This is a genomic window from Membranihabitans maritimus, from assembly GCF_021729145.1.
GTDB lineage: Bacteria > Bacteroidota > Bacteroidia > Chitinophagales > Saprospiraceae > Membranihabitans > Membranihabitans maritimus.
Genome location: NZ_JAJSLW010000005.1, coordinates 42216 through 61137 on the forward strand (window position 1 = coordinate 42216; position 18922 = coordinate 61137).

An 18922-nucleotide genomic window follows, 5' to 3' on the forward strand; every position below is an offset into this window, starting at 1 on the left:
TAAAACCAATCGTTGGTAGAATTATTTCTTTCTGAGAAAAACTAAAAAATACTTTTGTAATTGAGATTAATACGGATTTGAAAAAAACACATCTAATGAGAAAATACATAATCGCCATCCTGTCTGTTTTTGTTGTTAACCAATTTTTATGGGCACAATTTCCAGGGGGTGGGAGCCCGGGTTCATCGATAGTTGGAAAAATTACGGGTAAAGTCATTGATTCGGTAACGCAAAGTCCCATTGAATTTGCGACGATTGCCTTGCGTAAATCAGGATTTGAAAAAGATATCGATGGGACGATTTCCAATGCGGATGGATCTTTCGAGATCAGAAACCTGAAACCCGGTAAATACGATGTAAATATTTCGTTTATAGGGTATACTTCCAAAATCATTTCCGATATAGAACTTACCCTGAAAGAACCCGACTCAGAACTGGGTACAATAATTTTGATGAGTGACCAGGTATTGCTAGAGACGGTAAAGGTAGAGGGACAAAAAGCATTGGTAGAGAATAAAGTGGACCGGTTGGTCTACAATGCGGAAGAAGATGCTTCCGTCAGGGGAGGGGATGCTGCTGATGTCCTTCGTAAAGTACCTATGCTCAATGTCGATATGAACGGGAATGTATCACTCAGGGGATCGCAGAATTTGCGTATCCTGGTCAATGGGAAGCCTTCCGGGATTTTTTCCGGCTCCATAGCAGATGCCCTCAAGATGATCCCGGCGGATGAAATATCCAAAGTAGAAGTAATTACCACCCCGAGTGCCAAATACGATGGGGAAGGATCCGGGGGGATCATTAATATTATCACCAAGAAAAGTAAAGTTCAGGGCGTAAGTGGAAACGTTAACGCCTCGGTAGGAAACCGGCAAAACCGTGCTGCTTTTAATATTTCCGGCGTTAAGCAACGATTTGGTATCAATGGTGGTGGCGGACTCTTTTACAGTTGGCCGCAGGAAGGAACGAATAGTTTTATCCGGGAGGACCAGATCGGGGACCAGACCAGGATATTTGACCAGTCGGGTACGAATAATACTTCCCGAATCGGATTCCGTGGAAAATTTGGCGCATATTACGATTTTAATGCCTTTAATTCCATAAATTCCAATATCTCATTCCGGGGATTTAGTTTCAATAATGAAAGTGAGCTCAATTCATTATTTATGGATCCCGTCCAGAATTTGACGGAACAATACCAACGGTTCAATGATGGATACAATCTCCGTTCGGGTTTTGACTGGACAACGGACTATACACACAAATTTTCGACGGAAGGGCACGAATTGGTATTTGCTTACCAATTGAATGCCGATATCAGCAGGGACAATAAAACCATAGAACGTATAGGCAATGATCCGTTACTGGATTATACTGAAAAGAATAAAAATATAGGTGACAATTTCGAATCTACCTTTCAGGTGGATTACACTAATCCTATTACAGAAAATGTAAAACTGGAAACGGGATTGAAAGGTGTGATCCGAAATATAGATAGTGACTACGACTTTAAAGTATTGTCTGATGAGGGGCAGTTTCAAATCGATCCATCCCGGACCAATGATTTTATTTATGGCCAGGATGTATTTGCCGGATATGCCTCTATGAATTTTACAATTGCTGAGACCTGGTCCATGGTGGCCGGGGCACGATATGAACATACTACTATTGATGGGGTATTCGGAGATGGAACCGGTGCATTTGACCAGGAGTACGGCAATGTATTACCCAGTATTATCCTTTCCAAAAAGGTAGGAATGAATACATTCAAAGGGTCTTTTACCCAGCGGATCCAACGCCCGAGTTTGCATTATATCAACCCGTACAGGAATCAGGAAGAGCGAAAGATCATTACAGAGGGGAATCCTGAACTGGAGCCGGAACTTTCCAACCAATATGAACTAGGGTATTCTACTTTCCTGGGAGGTACGGTTATCAATTTTAGTACCTATTATCGAAGAACCAAAGATATCATATCCAGTTACCTGAACATTAATGACGAAGGTGTTTCTGTAAATACTTTTGAGAATGTAGGGAAAACCGATGTATACGGAGCTAACCTGTTTACCTCTTTCACGATCAAAAATAACCTGACACTCCGGGGGAATATCGATGTTAACCAATATAAGGTGATCGAAGCAGCAGAAGAATTTAATGTAGAAGATGCTACCAGTAATCTGATTTACCGGTTGTTTGTAAGTTCGTCTTATAACTTTGGCAAAGGCTGGAAGGCTGAACTTTTTGCATTTTATAACTCCCATCGATGGTCTATCCAGGGGAAATTACCTTCTTTTTCTATGATGAACTTTGGAATACAAAAAGAGATTTTTGGAGAAAGGGGAACAGTTGGATTGACCGTTATAGATCCGTTTAATGCGACCAAATCCTTTACCAGTGAATTGGAAGGGGCTAATTTTTCGCAACAGTCTGATTTCTCTATTCCTTTCCGATCTTTTGGCGTGAATTTTAGTTACCGCTTTGGTAAATTGGATTTTAAACAACAAAATCGCCAGAGTGTAATTAAAAATGATGATTTGAAAGGTGGCGATGGCGGCGGGCAGCAAGGCGGTGGTGGCCAGGGGCAGTTCTAGTGAAAAATGCTTAGTAGTTGGATAGTAGGTTAGTCTGTTAGTCGGGTAGTCTGGGTAGTCTGGTTAGTCGGGTAGTTGGATAGTAGGTTAGTCTGTTAGTCTGTTAGTCGGGTAGTCTGGTTAGTCGGATAGTAGGATAGTAGATTAGTTGGGTAGTCTGTTAGTTGGGTAGTCTGTTAGTTGGTTAGTCTGTTAGTAGGTTAGTCTGTTAGTTGGTTAGTCTGTTAGTTGGTTAGTCTGTTAGTAGGTTAGTCTGTTAGTTGGTTAGTCGGGGAGTAGGTTAGTCTGTTAGTTGGGTAGTCGGATAGTAGGATAGTCGGATAGTCGGGGAGTCGGGAATAGACACTGTACGGCATATTTATATTTGTGGGCTCATTTGTGATCAAAAACGACTAAAGCGGCTTCATCGGCTTGTCGGGTGAGAGGGGTAAAGATGGCCTTTTGGTCTCTGGCAAATTCTTTTTTATTCGTCCAAACAACTAATTAGAGGCAATGAATATTTGATGGATGACATCGATGTGGGATTGGGGGAACACGTTGTGAATGATATCATCGGTAAAACCATGGAGATTGTCGGTAGCCGTAATGAGGATATCATTTCGATGAATTTTTAGGATTCAGGGCACTGGAGAATAGGAATTTGGCAACTGTATACAAAAATGATAACTCCATACTTCAAATTCTTACACTTGGATCGATAAGAGGAATCTTCAGTATACCTTCCCTTTGCTTTATCCAGATAGCCTGCAATCGGAGTTATAGCCAGTCATCTTCGACCTACGGGTCAAAAATACAGACTGGAACGACTGAGCGCAAAATCCACAGAATTTTTCTATCAGATAAAATCACGCTGCGGTTCTCGTCATCCCGCAGCTAATGCCCCACAAGGGATCACTGGGTGACCGGACACTGACCCGACGATCTTTCCTTACATTGCCGGGAGAACGGGACTCTTCCAGGGAGTCCTTAGCGACCTGACAAGGATCTTTGTTTTATTAGTCCTGTAAGCCATAATTCATTCTAATGGATTCCCTGGGAAGGGCAACCCAGGAGGGTAGTTATATTTATGGTACTTGCCGGGGTAATACCATCGGGCAATTGATGAGTCTATCAATCTTCTATCCTTGAATTACCAATTTAACGTCAGTTCGACAGAGTAAATAAGAGCCCTGAAGGGGCGAAATATTACTAACCCTGGGGGCCAACCCAGGGTGGAAAACAAGTTGAATCGCCGATTCTGGCATTAATTTTTTGCTTTTTTCGCAAAAATAATGACAGAATCAATTATTCGTCAAGCTCACGTTGAATTATCCATTTAAATGGTATGGTATGGCAAAATCTTAGGCGACTTTGCATAAGAATAAATAAACGGTAACCCCAATCGAATGTATATACTGGAAGCGGGTTACCGTTTTCTTTTGTTAGACAATTACTCGGCTGTTACCTGTTCCACGGGAAGGTTGACCTCCACCTGGTTGACGAGTAAATCTGTAAAGTTTTGTCGTTTTCTGATCAAATAATCCTTACCGTCCCTGATCATTACTTCAGCGGGAAGCAATCTCGAGTTATAATTAGAAGCCATCATATAGCAATAGGCTCCTGCGTTTTTGAACACCAGAATATCTCCGGGCGTAAGCGTATTAATTTTCCGGTTGTACCCAAAAGTATCTGTTTCACAGATATAACCAACCACTGTATATAGTTTAGGAACCCCTTCAGGATTTGAAACATTAATAATCTCGTGATACGCGTTGTAGAACATGGGGCGGATCATGTGGTTGAAGCCTGAATTTATACCCGCAAATACAGTGCTGGTTGTTTGCTTGATAGTATTGGTCCGGGCCAGGAAATAACCGCTTTCACTTACCAGGTATTTACCCGGTTCGAAGGCCAGGGTAAGGTCTTTACCGGTTTCTTTACAGAAGGCGTTAAATTTTTTGGACATTTGTTTTCCAAATTGCACGATATCTGTTTCGATATCATCGCTTTTGTATTTTACTTTAAAGCCGGAACCAAAATCTATATATTCCAGGTCCGGGAAATTTCGAGCCTGGTTAAAAAGAATATCTGCGGCATAAAGGAAAACATCAACGTCCAAAATATCAGACCCGGTATGCATATGAATTCCTTCGACCTGGATTTCAAGGCTTTCTACTATACGCAGGACCAATGGCATTTGATGTATGGAAATACCGAATTTGGAATCAATATGGCCTACGGATATTTTGCGGTTGCCCCCGGCCATAACGTGGGGATTGATCCGGATACAAATTTTTAAATCAGGGTAGTGGTGCCCAAAATATTCCAATAATTCTATATTGTCAATATTGATTTTGACACCCAGTTTGATCGCTTCTTCTATTTCATCGGTTCCCACAGAATTGGGCGTGAAAACAATCTCTTCCGGTTCAAACCCGGCGTGCAAACTCAATTTTATTTCTTCCGGGGAGACGGCATCAATACCGGCACCCAGTTCTTTCATTAATTTTAATACATTGATATTGGTCAATGCTTTGCAGGCATAATTTATCTTCAATTTGGGAACATCAAATGCGTTGACCATTTTCTTGTACTGTTCTTCAATCTTATTGGCATCATATACAAATAATGGTGTCTCGTATTTTTTGGCTAACTCTATCACAGGAATGTCCTGTATGCAATACTGTCCGTTGATTAATTCCATGAATTGAAATTTAAAAATTAATGTTATTAGTTAGCAAAATTAGGAATTATAAATCTAATTCCCGGCTAAATAGTTGATATTTCCCTCCTTTGGGCCGGAAAGGGGTTCTTACCTTTTGTCAAATTACCGTATTTATCCAAATAATACCCCCATATAAAAAGAGAATACCGTCCAGAAACAGCAGATAGAAAAGTTCGGAGTGATTCTTTTTGCTTTGAATAATCAAAAATCCCAGGATCATATACACCAGTATTAAAGACTCAGCTATCGCTCCGGGAATCGCTAATTTATCCGAAGCCGATTTCAAACACGCCGCTGCACCGAACAAACAGAATAATCCCAGGTATTGGCTGTTGTTGATCCCTATAATCGTGGGGATGGTTTTTATGTCCATTTCACTATCTATTATTTCATCCCTGATATCAAAGGGAATAGCCATGGCAAATAAAAAAAGAATATGTTCTGCTACCAGGAACCAGTTTCCGGATTCTTCCCACCATCCCGGACTCGCACTCATCGGACCGACCAATGTAATACACGTCCAGGATAGGGCAATGGCAAAGATTTTAACCAATGGAAAGTCTTTTAACCTTTTATTATTGAAAAGGGGAATGACGTATACTATGGAAATGAGAATAGGCCCAATGAGTATCCATTGTGTGTTTGCATGCAAAGTAAAGAATGAAATAGAAGCTATTAATCCATTGATTATTAATAATATAAGTAGTGTTGATTTAACCTTATTGTAGGCAATGCCGGTCTTTTTTATAAAGGAGTTTCCTTCCCTTTGCAATTGAAAATTATAAAACCGATGTATGGTATATATACATACGGTTCCGGTAATAGTGAATAGTATATAGGTCACATCCGGAGTTGATTGAATCAACAGGAAACTACCGAGGGTAAATATACCGGCACATAATCCCAACCATAGGTGGGAGAATAATAAAAAATAGCCAACTTTATTAATTACCTTTTTCAAGGCATGCAACATAGATTCGTTTAAAAATAACGGAAATTATGGTTCGATTCAATTTTTCGCAGGGAATGGTATATCAAGTGAATCACATGCTCAATATCATCTTTATGCGCAGTTTCGACGGTTGTATGCATATACCGCAATGGAAGGGATATTAGAGCAGAAGGAACCCCCTCATTGCTGTAAGCAAAGGCATCGGTATCCGTTCCTGTGCTGCGGGAAGCTGCTTCCCGTTGAATCGGGATATTATTTTCTTCGGCCGTATCAATGATCAGGTCGAGTAATTTATAATGAACGGCCGGTCCATAGGTGAGAGAAGGACCTTTTCCGCATTGTACATCCCCGTATTTCTTGGAATCTATCATGGGGGTAGTGGTATCGTGAGTTACATCCGTGATGATGGCAGCATGAGGTTTGATCTTTTCCGCTATCATCTGGGCCCCCCTCAGTCCAATTTCTTCCTGTACGGCATTAACGATATACAGGGAGTAAGGCAATTGAATGTTATTTTTCTGTAATAACCGGGCTACCTGGGCGATGCAAAAACCACCCATCCTGTTATCAAGGGCCCTGCCTACGTAGTATTTTTCATTCATAAGCTCTAACGTATCAGGATACGTAATGATACATCCTACGTGAATACCCATAGAAAGTACTTCCTCTTTATCTTTGGCCCCTACATCGATAAAAAGCTTTTCAATTTCCGGTTTGGAGTTATTTTTCCCCTTGCGGGTGTGTATGGCCGGCCATCCGAATAACCCTCGTACGATGCCATTTTTAGTGTGGATATTTACGCGTTTCCCCGGTGCTATTTCATGGTCGGAACCACCATTTCTCACCACGTAGATAAATCCGTCTTTGGAAATATAATTGACGAACCAGGAGATTTCATCCGCGTGTGCTTCTATTACTATTCGCTGTTCCTGTCCCGGGTTGATAATGCCAAATGTGGTCCCGTAATTGTCCAAATCAATTTGATCGACATATTCACTGATATAGTCTCTCCATAGCTTCTGGCCCGATTCTTCCCGGCCGGTCGGAGAGGAATTGTTGATGTATTTTTCTAAAAAACTTGTTGACTTTTCATCCCAAATCATAGCGTGTTATTTTTCCAGTTTTCGGGGTCTTGATTCCATTCCTGTAAAGATTCCCATTCAGATTCATTAATATATTTCATTTCGCGGGCTTTCTCCAACATAGCTTTGTAGTTGCTCAAAGAAAGATATTTTATTCCGGATTTGTCAAAATTTTCTTGAGCAGATTTCAATTCATAGGAAAATATGGAGGCAATACCCGCTACGATCAAACCTTCGTCCTGGAGGTTTTGGGCGGCACTTATCGAGCTACCCCCTGTGGAAATAAGGTCTTCAATCACGATTACCGTCGATCCCGGCTTGTAATCTCCTTCGATTAAATTTTTCCGGCCGTGCCCCTTGGCTTTTGACCGGACGTAAATAAGGGGTTTTTCAATGATGTGTGCGACCAATGCAGCATAAGGTATCCCTGCTGTGGCTACCCCGGCAATAATATCAGCTTCTCCCCATTGTCCAATCATATCCACCAGGGATTTGGCAATGAAACTTCTTTCTTCGGGGTGGGATAATGTCATTCGATTATCGCAATAAATGGGCGATTGAATACCACTGGCCCAGGTAAAGGGATTATTAACATTGAGTTTTATCGCTTCCAATTCAAGCAAAATTTCCGCAATTTCCTTATGTTTAGCCTTCATATTATCGTATCTTAAAACTTATAAATGAAGTCAAATGTACAAAATCTATATTAATGAAAATCCAATATTACTATGTAGTTCTTCTCATTTGGATCGATTGGAAAGTAAAGATAAGTGGGAGATTTTTCCGTATATGGGAAATGCTAAGGTATTGTTGAATTATGTAGATCTTTTGGAAAAAGCGAATCAGAAGCGGAATATCGTTTTACATTCCTCTGATTATTTGGGACTTAAGGTAGACTTCAAACGCTTATTCAACAAAATCAGTGCTTCCGGGGGGATCGTGGAAGATAATAACGGGAAGATTTTATTTATTTACAGAAGGGGTTTTTGGGACCTGCCAAAAGGGAAACGTGAAAAAGGGGAAAAAAAAAGAACCTGTGCTTTGCGTGAAGTGGAAGAAGAAACGGGGTTGATGGGAATCGAAGTAGGAAAAAAAATCGGAAAAAGCAGACATACTTACAGGGATCCGGAAAGTGGAGAAAGGGTTTTAAAAATTACGCATTGGTACAGAATGAAAGCAGGGCCGGATAAAACGCTTCAATTACAGGCAGAAGAAGATATTGAGGATGCAAAATGGTTGTATGCCGATGAATTTATTGAGGAAAAATATCCTACTTTTGCAAGTATAGAATCTCTTTTAGGGACATATTTGGAAAAAGTATCTCAGTTAAAATAGGTGGAAATGAAAATTATAGATGGTCGGTCACTGGCTAAAGAAATCAAATCGGAAATAAAACACGAAGTCAAAAAATTTGTCAAAGAGGGTGGAAAAGTACCTCATTTAGCGGCAGTATTGATAGGAGACAACCCTGCCAGCCAGGCGTATGTACGAAATAAAATCCGAAGTTGTGAAAGGGTAGGTTTTGAATCCACTCTCATAAAAAAGTCAGAAAAGATCACACAGGAGGAATTGATGAATATTATACATGACCTCAATGAGAATGAAGATGTTGACGGGTTTATCGTACAATTGCCCCTTCCCGGCCATATCGATGAATCTAAAGTAACATTGGCGATTGACCCGAGAAAAGATGTTGACGGGTTTCACCCGGTGAATATAGGGAGAATGGCGATCGGCCTTCCCTGCTACATACCCGCTACACCTAATGGTATTTTGACAATATTGGAACGCTATAATATCAAAACAGAAGGAAAAAATGTGGTCGTAATTGGCCGGAGTAATATCGTAGGTACCCCGATGAGTATTCTTTTGTCCCGAAAATCAAAATTTGGCAATGCCACGGTTACATTGACGCATAGCCGTACAGCTGATCTCGTCAGTGAAGTACAACGGGCAGATATAATTGTTGCGGCTATTGGGATTCCTCAATTTATTACTTCCGATATGGTAAAAGAGGGCGCTGTAATCATTGATGTGGGAATGAACAGGATCGATGATCCCGATTCCAAGAAAGGATATAAACTGGTAGGTGATGTTGATTTTGATGATGTAGCTGCTAAGTCCAGTTATATTACTCCTGTTCCAGGAGGAGTAGGGCAAATGACAGTTACAAGTTTGTTGATGAATACCTTAAAAGCAGCCCGCAAAGAAGTATATGGATAGCTCGGTAAAAGTCCATTTTTCGGGGAGGTCAGGTGCGGAGCTCGAAGTATTGGTTGGTTTACTTTCCTCTTTTCCGGTGGATGGTTTGGAAGAAGTTGAGAATGGAATCATTGCTTATTTTCCAGAAAGGGTATGGGACCACATTATTGAAGCCCGTGTAGAGGAACTGGCGGCCTCCACCGGAAGTACTGTGGAAATTGGAGTCGTTCCGTTTGAAAATTGGAATCAAACCTGGGAAACGGATTATGCGGAAGTAGAGATCGATACAATTTGCCGGATTTATGCCCCATTTCACGAACCAGCCCGTAAGAAGTTTGAAAATGAAATTAAGATAATGCCCCAAATGGCATTTGGGACCGGGCATCATGAAACTACTGAAATGATGATTCGCATACTGCACGGTATTCGCGAAAAAATAGTTCGTCATTCGGTATTGGACTTTGGTTCGGGTTCCGGTGTATTAGCTATATACGCATACTTATTGGGGGCTTCACCTGTTGTCGCCAATGAAATTGACCGGTACGCCTTTGAAAATCTCAAAGACAATATCGAAATTAACCATGCGGGAACGATAGAGGTATTTTGTGGTGGTCAAGAAAGCCTTCCCAAAGGAATACAGTACGATGTGATTGCAGCCAATATTACGCGCAATGTGATTTTGGACCATTTGCCATATTTTGTCAGGAGCCTGGCAACCGGTGGTAGTATTGTAATTTCTGGAATATTATCGACCGATTTTGAATTTGTAAAAAGCGAATTCGAAAAAGTAGGCTTACGCCCCGGCACCTATCTTACCAAAGGGAAATGGCTAGCGGCTCATTTTATAAAAGAATTACCGTAAATTTTCCCTGAAAAAATCAATGGTTCTTTCCCAGGCCAGATGTGCTGCTTCTTTATCGTATCTCGGTGTTGTATTATTGTGGAATCCATGGTTGACACCCGGGTAAATGTGCGCGGTGTATTCTATATTGTTTTCTATTAAAACTTCTTCGTAATCTGGCCATCCTGCGTTAACCCGGTCATCCAGCTCCGCGTATTGCAACAGAAGGGGAGATTGTATTTTTGCAGCCTCTTCACCGGAGGGTTGTCCCCCGTAAAAAGGCACCGCTCCGGCAAGGTCGGGTAAGCGGACAGCCATCATATTGGCAATCCATCCTCCAAAACAGAAACCTACTACACCGATATATCCATTGCATTTTTCATGGGTTGCCAAATGGTCGAAAGCGGAAATAAAATCTTCCAACATTTTATCCCTGTCCCTTTGTCTTTGCATAGTCCGTCCTTCGTCGTCATTCCCCGGGTATCCCCCGAGTGGAGATAATGCATCCGGGGCGATCGTGATAAAACCTTCCAACGCAGCGATCCTGGCCGTATCTTCTATATATGGGTTTAACCCCCTGTTCTCATGGACCACGACGATACCCGGTAAACTTCCCTTAACTTTGCGGGGATAGGATAAAAGAGCCCTGATATCTCCACCTCCTTCTGGGGAAGGGTAGGTAATAAATTCCGAAACCAATCGCTTGTCATTAGCCTGTACCTGCCGGGTATCACTATAGTTGGGAAGTATAAACTGTAAGAGAGCCCCTACCGTGATGCCGCCCACAGCGTATGTTGACAAACTCTCGACAAATTGCCGCCGATCGATTTTATTGTGGGCATAATCGTCATACAGGTCAAATACTTCCTGGCTGATGTCTTCCTTTCTTAGTGGTTTCATAGGTATAGTTTTATGCATAGTAAAATACAAAAAAAAGATAGGGAAGGGAGAATTTTCATGAACTTGTTTCTTCTGTCGTAATTCATGACTATATAGCAAAGTGACGGGGCCTTTATTTGATTTCTTGAATGGCGGTACAAAGATTACCCTGAATCTAGATGACAGGAGCCGTTCTTCGCAATTATCCGTGCCTTCATCGCATATCTCCATCCAGCGTGTGTCTAAAGCTGGGATTTTCCGTTTACAGAATAAATGAATTAAAAAAAGTATTATGAAACGAAATGAATTCTTAAAAACACTAGGCGTGGGAACCATTATTTTTCCGGTTATTTCATCGTGCATGAAAGACAATAGTATACTATCCGAACCGGGAACGGATAATGGAAGTAACGGTGATTGTGAAATCACTAATGCTGAAACCGCAGGCCCCTTTCCGACGAAGGACCCCTCTTCGCTGGAGCGGCTGGACATCCGAGGAGATCGAACCGGTATCCTGTTGGATGTGGAAATGATTATCCTGAATAAAGGGAACGACTGTTTACCACTGGAAGGGGCGATTGTGGATATATGGCATTGTGACAAAGATGGGTACTATTCCGAATACGGAGGCACAAACATGCAACGGAACGATTATTCTGCCGTACACTTCCTCAGGGGACGACAGGTGTCGGATGAAAATGGTGTTGTAAAGTACAAGACTATCTTCCCGGGGTGGTATCAGGGACGCGCTACCCATATTCATGTTCATATTTACAATAGTAGTGGAAAATCCCTGTTAGTGACCCAGGTGGCATTCCCGGAAGGGGATAACAGTGCTGTAGCCCTGGTCAATGCTTCTTCTGAAAATGGATATACCAAAGGTCTTAACGGATATACTTATAATTCCAAGGACAATGTGTTCTCGGACGGGGTGGCAAACGAACTGGCGGTGTTATCGGGAAGTATCAATGAAGGTTACGGGCTCACACATTCTATTGTAGTAAACGGATAGTGCTATGGGAGTGAATCAAGAAGCGACCATTTTTCTATCCCAGTTGAAAAGGGTAGATCAATGTGATGGCCTGATAAAAATGCAGGGATTTGCAATAGATGCAGGTGGTACCTCTCTACAGGAATTTAATGATTGTGTGTTGGAACCGAATGCTTATTTTTGTAATCCATTCGATGGTGAATATGACCGGGCATTTATGCCATTGATTGGAGGGTTGGAAATGTCAGGTCCGGACGGAAAGACCCTGGAGATTAATCCCGGAAAAATTTTTGCCGGTAGTGTCCGGGCTCCCATTTCTAAAATTCATAATCCGCAGGGGGAGAGGGTAAATTTCCTGGAGTTTGTATTCACACCAGGAACCGGATGGATCCGGGATGGCTGTGAATTAGAATTTGAGATGGAAATCAACAAGTTGGTACCCCTGGCGATTACAGGGGAGAAATGTAAGGCCTGGTTGGGACAGTATAAAGGGCGTGAACAAGATTATTTGTTTGTAGATGGATGTCATAAGCGTATCTTGGTGTATGTAATTGACGGCGTTTTCGAAGTCCAGGACCGCTTATTGCACGCCCGGGACGGGCTGGAACTTTGTGGTTTTACTACGATCGAATTTGAGGCCCTGTCGGAAAATTCCATTATTTTATTTCAGGGCGTATAGTAAACCATTTAAATGTGAGAGGTAAAGTCTTATTTTGGCATATTATGGGAGTATTTGTTTTTTTATTGCTTCCCGTTTTTCTTTCTCCCAGACCACCTGGTACGGACTTCGATCTTTCCCGACCCGATATCCGGGATTTGATAGCCAATTTTTTTATGGTTGTGTTTTTTTATCTCAACTACTATGTATTTATTCCACGGGTATATTTTAGAAAGAATTTTTTTCTGTATGGACTCATTATCCTGTTCGCATTGGGGGTGATTTGTTTGCTTCCCTCTTTGATGACTGGATTTGTCCCCTGGCGATTTCAGAATCACGGGCCGGTTGAAGGGCCGGGTTTCCACGGACATCCTGAGCATGGCAATTTTTTAATGGTCATCAATCATCATATCTTTTTATTTACCTGTGTAGTGCTTTTTTCTGTTTTACTGAGACTTAGGGACCGAATCCTTATATTGGAAAAGTCCAAGCACGAAATGGAAATTGAATCTTTGCGGAGACAAATTAACCCGCATTTTTTATTTAATACCCTCAATGGGTTGTATTCAACGGCACTGAAGGAAGGTTCGAAATCGGCTGCAAAAGGAATATTTACATTATCCCACATGATGCGATATGTTTTTAAAAACACTGGCCAATACGAGGTTGATTTATCAGATGAAATTTCGTATATCAATGCTTATGTAGATTTGCAGAGAATGCGATTGGATCAGGGAGTCAAACTGAAGTATGAGGTGCGTGGAGATTATTCGGGTAAAAAAATAGCTCCGTTGATTTTAATTCCTATTATCGAGAATGCATTCAAACACGGTGTTAATCCCGACGAAGAATCATCGATCCGGATTTCAATTGAATGTACGGGTTCTTTCTTATATTTGAAAGTGACAAACAAAAAGGTCAAAGTAGAACTGGCAGAACACGAGTCAAGCGGGAAAGGCTTGCTTAATATAAAGACCAGATTGGATTTTCAGTATCCCCAAAAGCACCGGCTTGAATGGTATGATTCAGAGGACGAATATTCGATTGAGCTCAACCTGGATTTATCGCAATGAAACCTGATTTGATAGATACAAAGAATATGATTCGGGCGGTTGCCCTGGATGACGAACCATTACCCCTGGAAGTAATTGATCGGTTTTGCAAAGAATTTGATTTTTTGAGGTTGGAAGGGACTTTTACCCAGACCCGGGCTGCCCGGAGATACCTGGAGGACCATTCCATAGATTTACTTTTTCTCGATATTCAGATGCCTTCCATGTCGGGGATTCATTTTTACAAAAGTCTAAAATATGCCCCCATGGTAATTTTTACGACGGCCTATTCCGAATATGCTGTCGATGGCTTTGATCTGAATGCAGTAGATTACCTACTGAAGCCCTACGATTTCGAAAGGTTTTCCAAAGCCGTGGAAAAGGCCAGGGACTATGGCCGGATTGCTAGCCTTTCTTCCAGTTCGGAAAAGAGTGAAAAATTTTTAGTAGTCAGATCTGAGTATAGCCTGGTGAAAATCAACATTGAGAACATTGTGTTTGTAGAAGGGTTGGCTGATTATTTACGACTCCACCTCAAAGTGGGAAAATCTGTGGTTACCCGGATGACTTTGAAGGATATGGAAAGTGAGTTGCCGGATGATTTTATGCGTGTACACCGCTCCTTTATCGTTAGTGTAAAGGGAATAATCTCGGTTCGACATCATATGGTACGTATCGCTAATCGTGACATTCCTATTGGCAAAACATATAGAAAAATTTTCTATAAAAAATTCAAGGAGGTTTTAAAATTGGGTTGAGGGAAGGGGTATTCTCACCGCTACTGTCGAATTCAAGATACAAACCGTATATCATCCTTGAGGTATTGTATATGTTACCGGGATGGCCTTTATAGGGTGTGAGAGCCTGGAAACAGGGGAGTAATCCTTTGGGGCAATGGCCCGGGCGAAATCGCCGGTTAGTACGTGAATATTCGAGTGGAAAAGAGGGTTTTAAAGGAGTACAATCCTGAAGGGATTGAACATTCATAACCCCGTATGAAATGTGGGGTATGGAATGTGAGCCTTTCCAACCCTGAAAGGGGTTGAACTATCAAATACGTTCATTTGTATTCAAAGTTAAAGTAAATATCTTTCATCAAAGTTTATGCTATGCTCATTGAGTAACATGATCAATTCTTCCTTATAGGTGCATCGTCTGTGATGGTCTTTTTGGTTTTTAACGTATTGGATCAGATTTTCTTTTTCATTAATTGAATAGGTAAATGCTCCATATCCACTTTGCCAACCGGTGAAGTTGGGAAATAGCTGGTATTTTTTTATAAAATGACTACTACCCAATTTAATGGATTTTATCAGGGAAGAAAGAGCAATGCTTGGATGTAAATGCGTAATTATATGAATATGATCTTCTACACCATTAATGCGATATAAGTGACACTTTTTATTATTCAAGATGCCCCAAATATCCTTGAAAAGGATAGCTTGATTTTGTTCATTAAGGGCTGGTACTCTATTTTTGGTACTAAAGACTATGTGATAAAGAATTTGGGTGTTAGTACTCATAATAATATTTGATAAAATTTGTTTAAGCTCTCGATAATATAATAAATTAATTAATGATTTTAGAGGAAGGGTTTATCCCATTCTATATAGACTGAGATTCTTCCGGTACATGAGAATGTTCAACACCTCCCGTGTTGATAGTCATATCGCGATGCAACCGCCGGGTATTCTATACCCAGCGTTATTGGGGTTTAACTCCTTCGGAGTTGATTAAAGGCTATAACTGTATTTTCGGTACTGGCGATAAAATGCGATGAGGTTCTGTATGATTTTAGCATTGCTAAATATGGACGACGAGATAGCAATATAATACATATTGTTTTGTTAGGTTGGTTTCACAGCCTGAATAGGGGCTAAAAATATTTTGCATTATGATATTTCAATGGGAACGCCACTACTGTCGAATCAGAGATACAAACCGTATCCCATCCTTTGAGGTATTGTATATGTTACCGGGATGGCCTTTATAGGGTGTGAGAGCCTGGAAACAGGGGAGTATTCCTTTGGGATAATGGCCCGGGCGAAATCGCCGGGAATACCAAATGAATTATTTATCCACAATCTATTTTAGCAAACCGGCACCGTATAGGACCGTTGTAAACAGTCATTTCTTTCTCGGTCTTAAACCCTGCCTGTCGAAGGGATATTTCGTGAGGACAAATCAACCAGACGTTAAACCCCTTGTAAAATTGTTTGAGTGTGGAGTTTATTCTTTTATAAAAACGAAGATTATCTTTTAGTGGGAGTCTTTTATTATAGGGAGGATTTAGTAGCACCGTTCCCGAATCAACGGTTGGTTTATATTTGAAAAAGTCAAAATTATAAATCTGGCAGGATTTGAAACTTCCGGCCTTCATGGTATTGGCCTTTGTTCCGTTGACAGCTTCCCGGCTATTGTCAAAACCAATAATGGTGGGCGGTCTTCGGTCGATTCTCATTTTGGAACCCTTTAGGATCAACTCCCATCGGTCTTCATCAAAATCCGGTGACTTTTTGAAGCAGAAAAATTTACGATGAATTTGCGGAGGAATGTTTTGTGCAATACGCTGTGCCTCTACAAGAAATGTTCCGGAACCACACATTGGGTTGAGAAATGGGGTGGTGGGATCCCAGCCAGAAAGGAGGATCAGGCCGGCAGCCAAAACTTCACTCAATGGGGCAATTCCCCCATACTTTTTATAAGATCTTTTGTGCAGGGAAGGTCCACTTGTATTGAGAAATAGGGTTACTTCTTCATTTCTTATGAAAACGGTGAATTGGATGTCTGCATTTTTTCGATTGACATTAGGTCTATTACCTCTTTTATCTCGAATTCGGTCGACGATAGCATCCTTTACCAATAATGCTCCGTACATAGTATTGTCGAAATGATCCGAAATAATATCGTTTTCAATGGAGAAGGTGTGTTCATCCGGTATGTAATCCTCCCAGGCAATATCCATGGCCTTCTTGTACAGGTCTTTTGCTTCCGAAATTGTAAAATCGCTGATGGTTTTCAATACCTTGAGCGCAGTCCTGCACTCAAAATTAGCTCGATACATGATTTTAGGTGTCCCTGTAAAGGATACCGCCCTTTTTTCAATATTTATATTATGCGCATGAATATTTTTTAGCTCCTGCGCCAGAATCTTTTCAAGTCCTGTATAAGTTTTTACGACGTATTGGTCCATTTTATTTATTTATAAGGCGGCAAATGTAAGGATTTTGGCTATTACCGGACTAAATGATTAATATTAAAGCTGTAATAATACGTTTGTTTCTCTCCCGGATACCTACCTGCTATTACGATGTCATCTCCAGAATGGGTAAATTTTTCGTAAAAGGATACGGTGTTAAAAACTTCCCTGTCATTAATACGCATTATTATAAATCCTGGTTTGATGTTGAGTGATTCCGCCATACTTTCGCGAAATATACTTTCTATACGAATGCCGTTAATTTGATTTTGCATAATCTCATTTTCCTGAAGATCGCGTATTTCTATACCGAATTTCAGTAATAGAGGGTAATCGGGGTTATCGCTTTCCTGGATGAGATTTACCGTCAATGTGTCTAATGTTGCATTCCTAAGATATACCAGAGAGAGGGGGTGGCCGGGATCAATACTCCACAATATTTCTTTCAAATGATTGATGGATTGCAATTGCTGATCATTGAGTTCGAGGATATAATCTCCATTACGGAGCCCGCCCCAGTCGGCAGGGCTGTTGGGTTCCACATCTTCAATTCTGGCCCCGGATGCATACTTTTTGGACAGGGCAAATTCATCTATTTTAGAAAAGATGGCTTTTATCCCCAGGATCCCCCTGTTTACATAGCCATAATCCTTTAAATCCGTTAATATTTTATACGCCAGATTGGAAGGTATGGCAAATGCATACCCTTCAAAATTCCCGGAGCGGGTAAGTATGGCCGTATTGATGCCTATTAGCTGGCCGTGTTGGTTGATAAGAGCGCCGCCGCTATTTCCCGGATTTATAACAGCGTCGGTCTGGATAAATGATTCCATAAAATTAGGATTGTCACTGAGTCCCAATTGCCTGTGCTTCCCACTAATAATGCCTTCAGTTACGGTAGCATCCATTTTGAATGGATGTCCCAGGGCAAAAATTTTATCACCAATAGACAAATGGTCCGAATTCCCAAATTCAATATGGTGCAGACTATCCATCTCAATCTTCAGGAGCCCCAGGTCTGTTTTAGCGTCAAATCCTATTAATTTTGCAGATACCGATCTTTTGTTCCACATGATGACTTCAATATCATCGCTGTCCTCAATTACGTGGTAATTGGTCGCTATATACCCATCATCTGAAATGATTACGCCGGATCCATTTTGATTTACTTTATTAGAATAAAATTTACCAAACCATTTCTTTTTCCCGGATTTAATCTGGACCAGTGCCTTTAAATTATTATCAAAAATGTCTTTGTTGACGGGAACTTTATACGTGCTTACATTCCTTTTTACAAATTCCGACGCAGAACCACCAAGTTTATTTTGGTCAATAAGGGAAGTGGATGGGATTCTCTCCCGAATAATAATTGTTTCCGGTTTATCAAATATTTTGAATAACCCAATGGTAAAAAGGGAAGCTAATAGAGCGGTAAAAAAATATCGCAAGCTGGATTTCATTTATTTTTGTTCCTTCAGTTCATAATCTATGATAAAAATAAACATCTTTTTGGTGAGAATGGTTATAATCACAATATGAACTTTAAATCCAGAAAATTCAAAAGAATGCCCATACATTTTGACCCTCTTTTTTCCTGTAACCCCGAAAGGTTTCGAGAGAAGAAGGGATATGATTGATTGTACGCACAGGACCTATGATCAATCTCGCTAATACAGGACCGGCAATCGCAATATATTCGTTACCCATATTGGGGTGTGAATGGTGATGGACATATTTTATTTTACATGTTGTTAATTTGCGTTGTAAATAT

At 40.9% G+C, this 18922-nt stretch carries 16 protein-coding genes; 8 read left to right on the forward strand and 8 right to left on the reverse strand.

Annotation, left to right across the window (positions count from 1 at the left end; all coding sequences use genetic code 11):
* The first annotated feature begins 95 nt into the window (after window positions 1-95).
* Window positions 96-2591 (forward strand): TonB-dependent receptor, encoded by a 2496-nt coding sequence (locus LVD47_RS07035; RefSeq protein WP_236974858.1) that lies wholly within the window; start codon window positions 96-98, stop codon window positions 2589-2591.
* Between the two features lie 1429 nt (window positions 2592-4020).
* Here LVD47_RS07035 and lysA read toward each other — a convergent pair.
* The 4 genes from lysA to pyrE all read right to left on the reverse strand — a co-directional run bounded on the left by lysA (window position 4021) and on the right by pyrE (window position 7985).
* Window positions 4021-5274: a diaminopimelate decarboxylase gene (gene lysA / locus LVD47_RS07040; RefSeq protein ID WP_236974859.1), complete on the reverse strand. Its 1254-nt coding sequence runs from the start codon at window positions 5272-5274 to the stop codon at window positions 4021-4023.
* A 118-nt stretch (window positions 5275-5392) separates the two neighbouring features.
* Complete coding sequence (locus tag LVD47_RS07045; RefSeq protein ID WP_236974860.1) at window positions 5393-6268, reverse strand: UbiA family prenyltransferase; 876 nt, start codon at window positions 6266-6268, stop codon at window positions 5393-5395.
* An 8-nt stretch (window positions 6269-6276) separates the two neighbouring features.
* On the reverse strand, window positions 6277-7350 hold the full coding sequence (locus LVD47_RS07050) for a M42 family metallopeptidase (protein ID WP_236974861.1): 1074 nt from the start codon (window positions 7348-7350) through the stop codon (window positions 6277-6279).
* Complete coding sequence (pyrE, locus tag LVD47_RS07055; RefSeq protein WP_236974862.1) at window positions 7347-7985, reverse strand: orotate phosphoribosyltransferase; 639 nt, start codon at window positions 7983-7985, stop codon at window positions 7347-7349. The genes LVD47_RS07050 and pyrE overlap by 4 nt, the downstream gene beginning before the upstream one ends.
* 34 nt (window positions 7986-8019) lie before the next feature.
* Here pyrE and LVD47_RS07060 point away from each other — a divergent pair, with 34 nt between their 5' ends.
* From LVD47_RS07060 to prmA, 3 genes are read left to right on the forward strand one after another with little or no spacing between them, the layout of a single operon-like run.
* The gene (locus tag LVD47_RS07060; RefSeq protein ID WP_236974863.1) at window positions 8020-8664 is read left to right on the forward strand and encodes an NUDIX domain-containing protein; all 645 of its coding nucleotides are present in this window, start codon (window positions 8020-8022) and stop codon (window positions 8662-8664) included.
* Window positions 8665-8670: 6 nt separating this feature from the next.
* Window positions 8671-9552: a bifunctional methylenetetrahydrofolate dehydrogenase/methenyltetrahydrofolate cyclohydrolase FolD gene (gene folD, locus LVD47_RS07065; protein WP_236974864.1), complete on the forward strand. Its 882-nt coding sequence runs from the start codon at window positions 8671-8673 to the stop codon at window positions 9550-9552.
* Window positions 9545-10393 (forward strand): 50S ribosomal protein L11 methyltransferase, encoded by an 849-nt coding sequence (gene prmA / locus LVD47_RS07070; RefSeq protein WP_236974865.1) that lies wholly within the window; start codon window positions 9545-9547, stop codon window positions 10391-10393. Before folD ends, prmA begins: the two co-directional genes overlap by 8 nt.
* Here prmA and LVD47_RS07075 read toward each other — a convergent pair.
* A complete protein-coding gene (locus LVD47_RS07075) occupies window positions 10385-11272 on the reverse strand; it encodes a dienelactone hydrolase family protein (protein ID WP_236974866.1) in 888 nt (295 codons plus the stop codon). The genes prmA and LVD47_RS07075 overlap by 9 nt on opposite strands.
* A gap of 271 nt (window positions 11273-11543) precedes the next feature.
* Here LVD47_RS07075 and LVD47_RS07080 point away from each other — a divergent pair, with 271 nt between their 5' ends.
* From LVD47_RS07080 to LVD47_RS07095, 4 genes are read left to right on the forward strand one after another with little or no spacing between them, the layout of a single operon-like run.
* Window positions 11544-12263, forward strand: a complete 720-nt coding sequence (locus LVD47_RS07080; protein ID WP_236974867.1) for a dioxygenase family protein — start codon at window positions 11544-11546, stop codon at window positions 12261-12263.
* Window positions 12264-12267: 4 nt separating this feature from the next.
* A complete protein-coding gene (locus tag LVD47_RS07085; protein ID WP_236974868.1) occupies window positions 12268-12921 on the forward strand; it encodes a pirin family protein in 654 nt (217 codons plus the stop codon).
* A 14-nt stretch (window positions 12922-12935) separates the two neighbouring features.
* Entirely contained in the window at window positions 12936-13973 is a 1038-nt protein-coding gene (locus LVD47_RS24040; protein ID WP_236974869.1) for a sensor histidine kinase, read from the forward strand.
* Window positions 13970-14710 carry a LytR/AlgR family response regulator transcription factor gene (locus LVD47_RS07095; RefSeq protein WP_236974870.1) on the forward strand — a complete coding sequence of 247 codons (741 nt, stop codon included), beginning with the start codon at window positions 13970-13972 and terminating at the stop codon, window positions 14708-14710. The genes LVD47_RS24040 and LVD47_RS07095 overlap by 4 nt, the downstream gene beginning before the upstream one ends.
* Window positions 14711-15028: 318 nt before the next feature.
* Here LVD47_RS07095 and tnpA read toward each other — a convergent pair whose 3' ends face one another.
* From tnpA to LVD47_RS07110, 3 genes are all read right to left on the reverse strand, one after another.
* Window positions 15029-15475 carry an IS200/IS605 family transposase gene (tnpA, locus tag LVD47_RS07100; protein ID WP_236974871.1) on the reverse strand — a complete coding sequence of 149 codons (447 nt, stop codon included), beginning with the start codon at window positions 15473-15475 and terminating at the stop codon, window positions 15029-15031.
* A 551-nt stretch (window positions 15476-16026) separates the two neighbouring features.
* The gene (locus LVD47_RS07105) at window positions 16027-17145 is read right to left on the reverse strand and encodes a THUMP domain-containing class I SAM-dependent RNA methyltransferase (RefSeq protein ID WP_236974872.1); all 1119 of its coding nucleotides are present in this window, start codon (window positions 17143-17145) and stop codon (window positions 16027-16029) included.
* Window positions 17146-17186: 41 nt separating this feature from the next.
* On the reverse strand, window positions 17187-18611 hold the full coding sequence (locus LVD47_RS07110) for a S1C family serine protease (RefSeq protein WP_236974873.1): 1425 nt from the start codon (window positions 18609-18611) through the stop codon (window positions 17187-17189).
* Window positions 18612-18922: the final 311 nt, after the last annotated feature.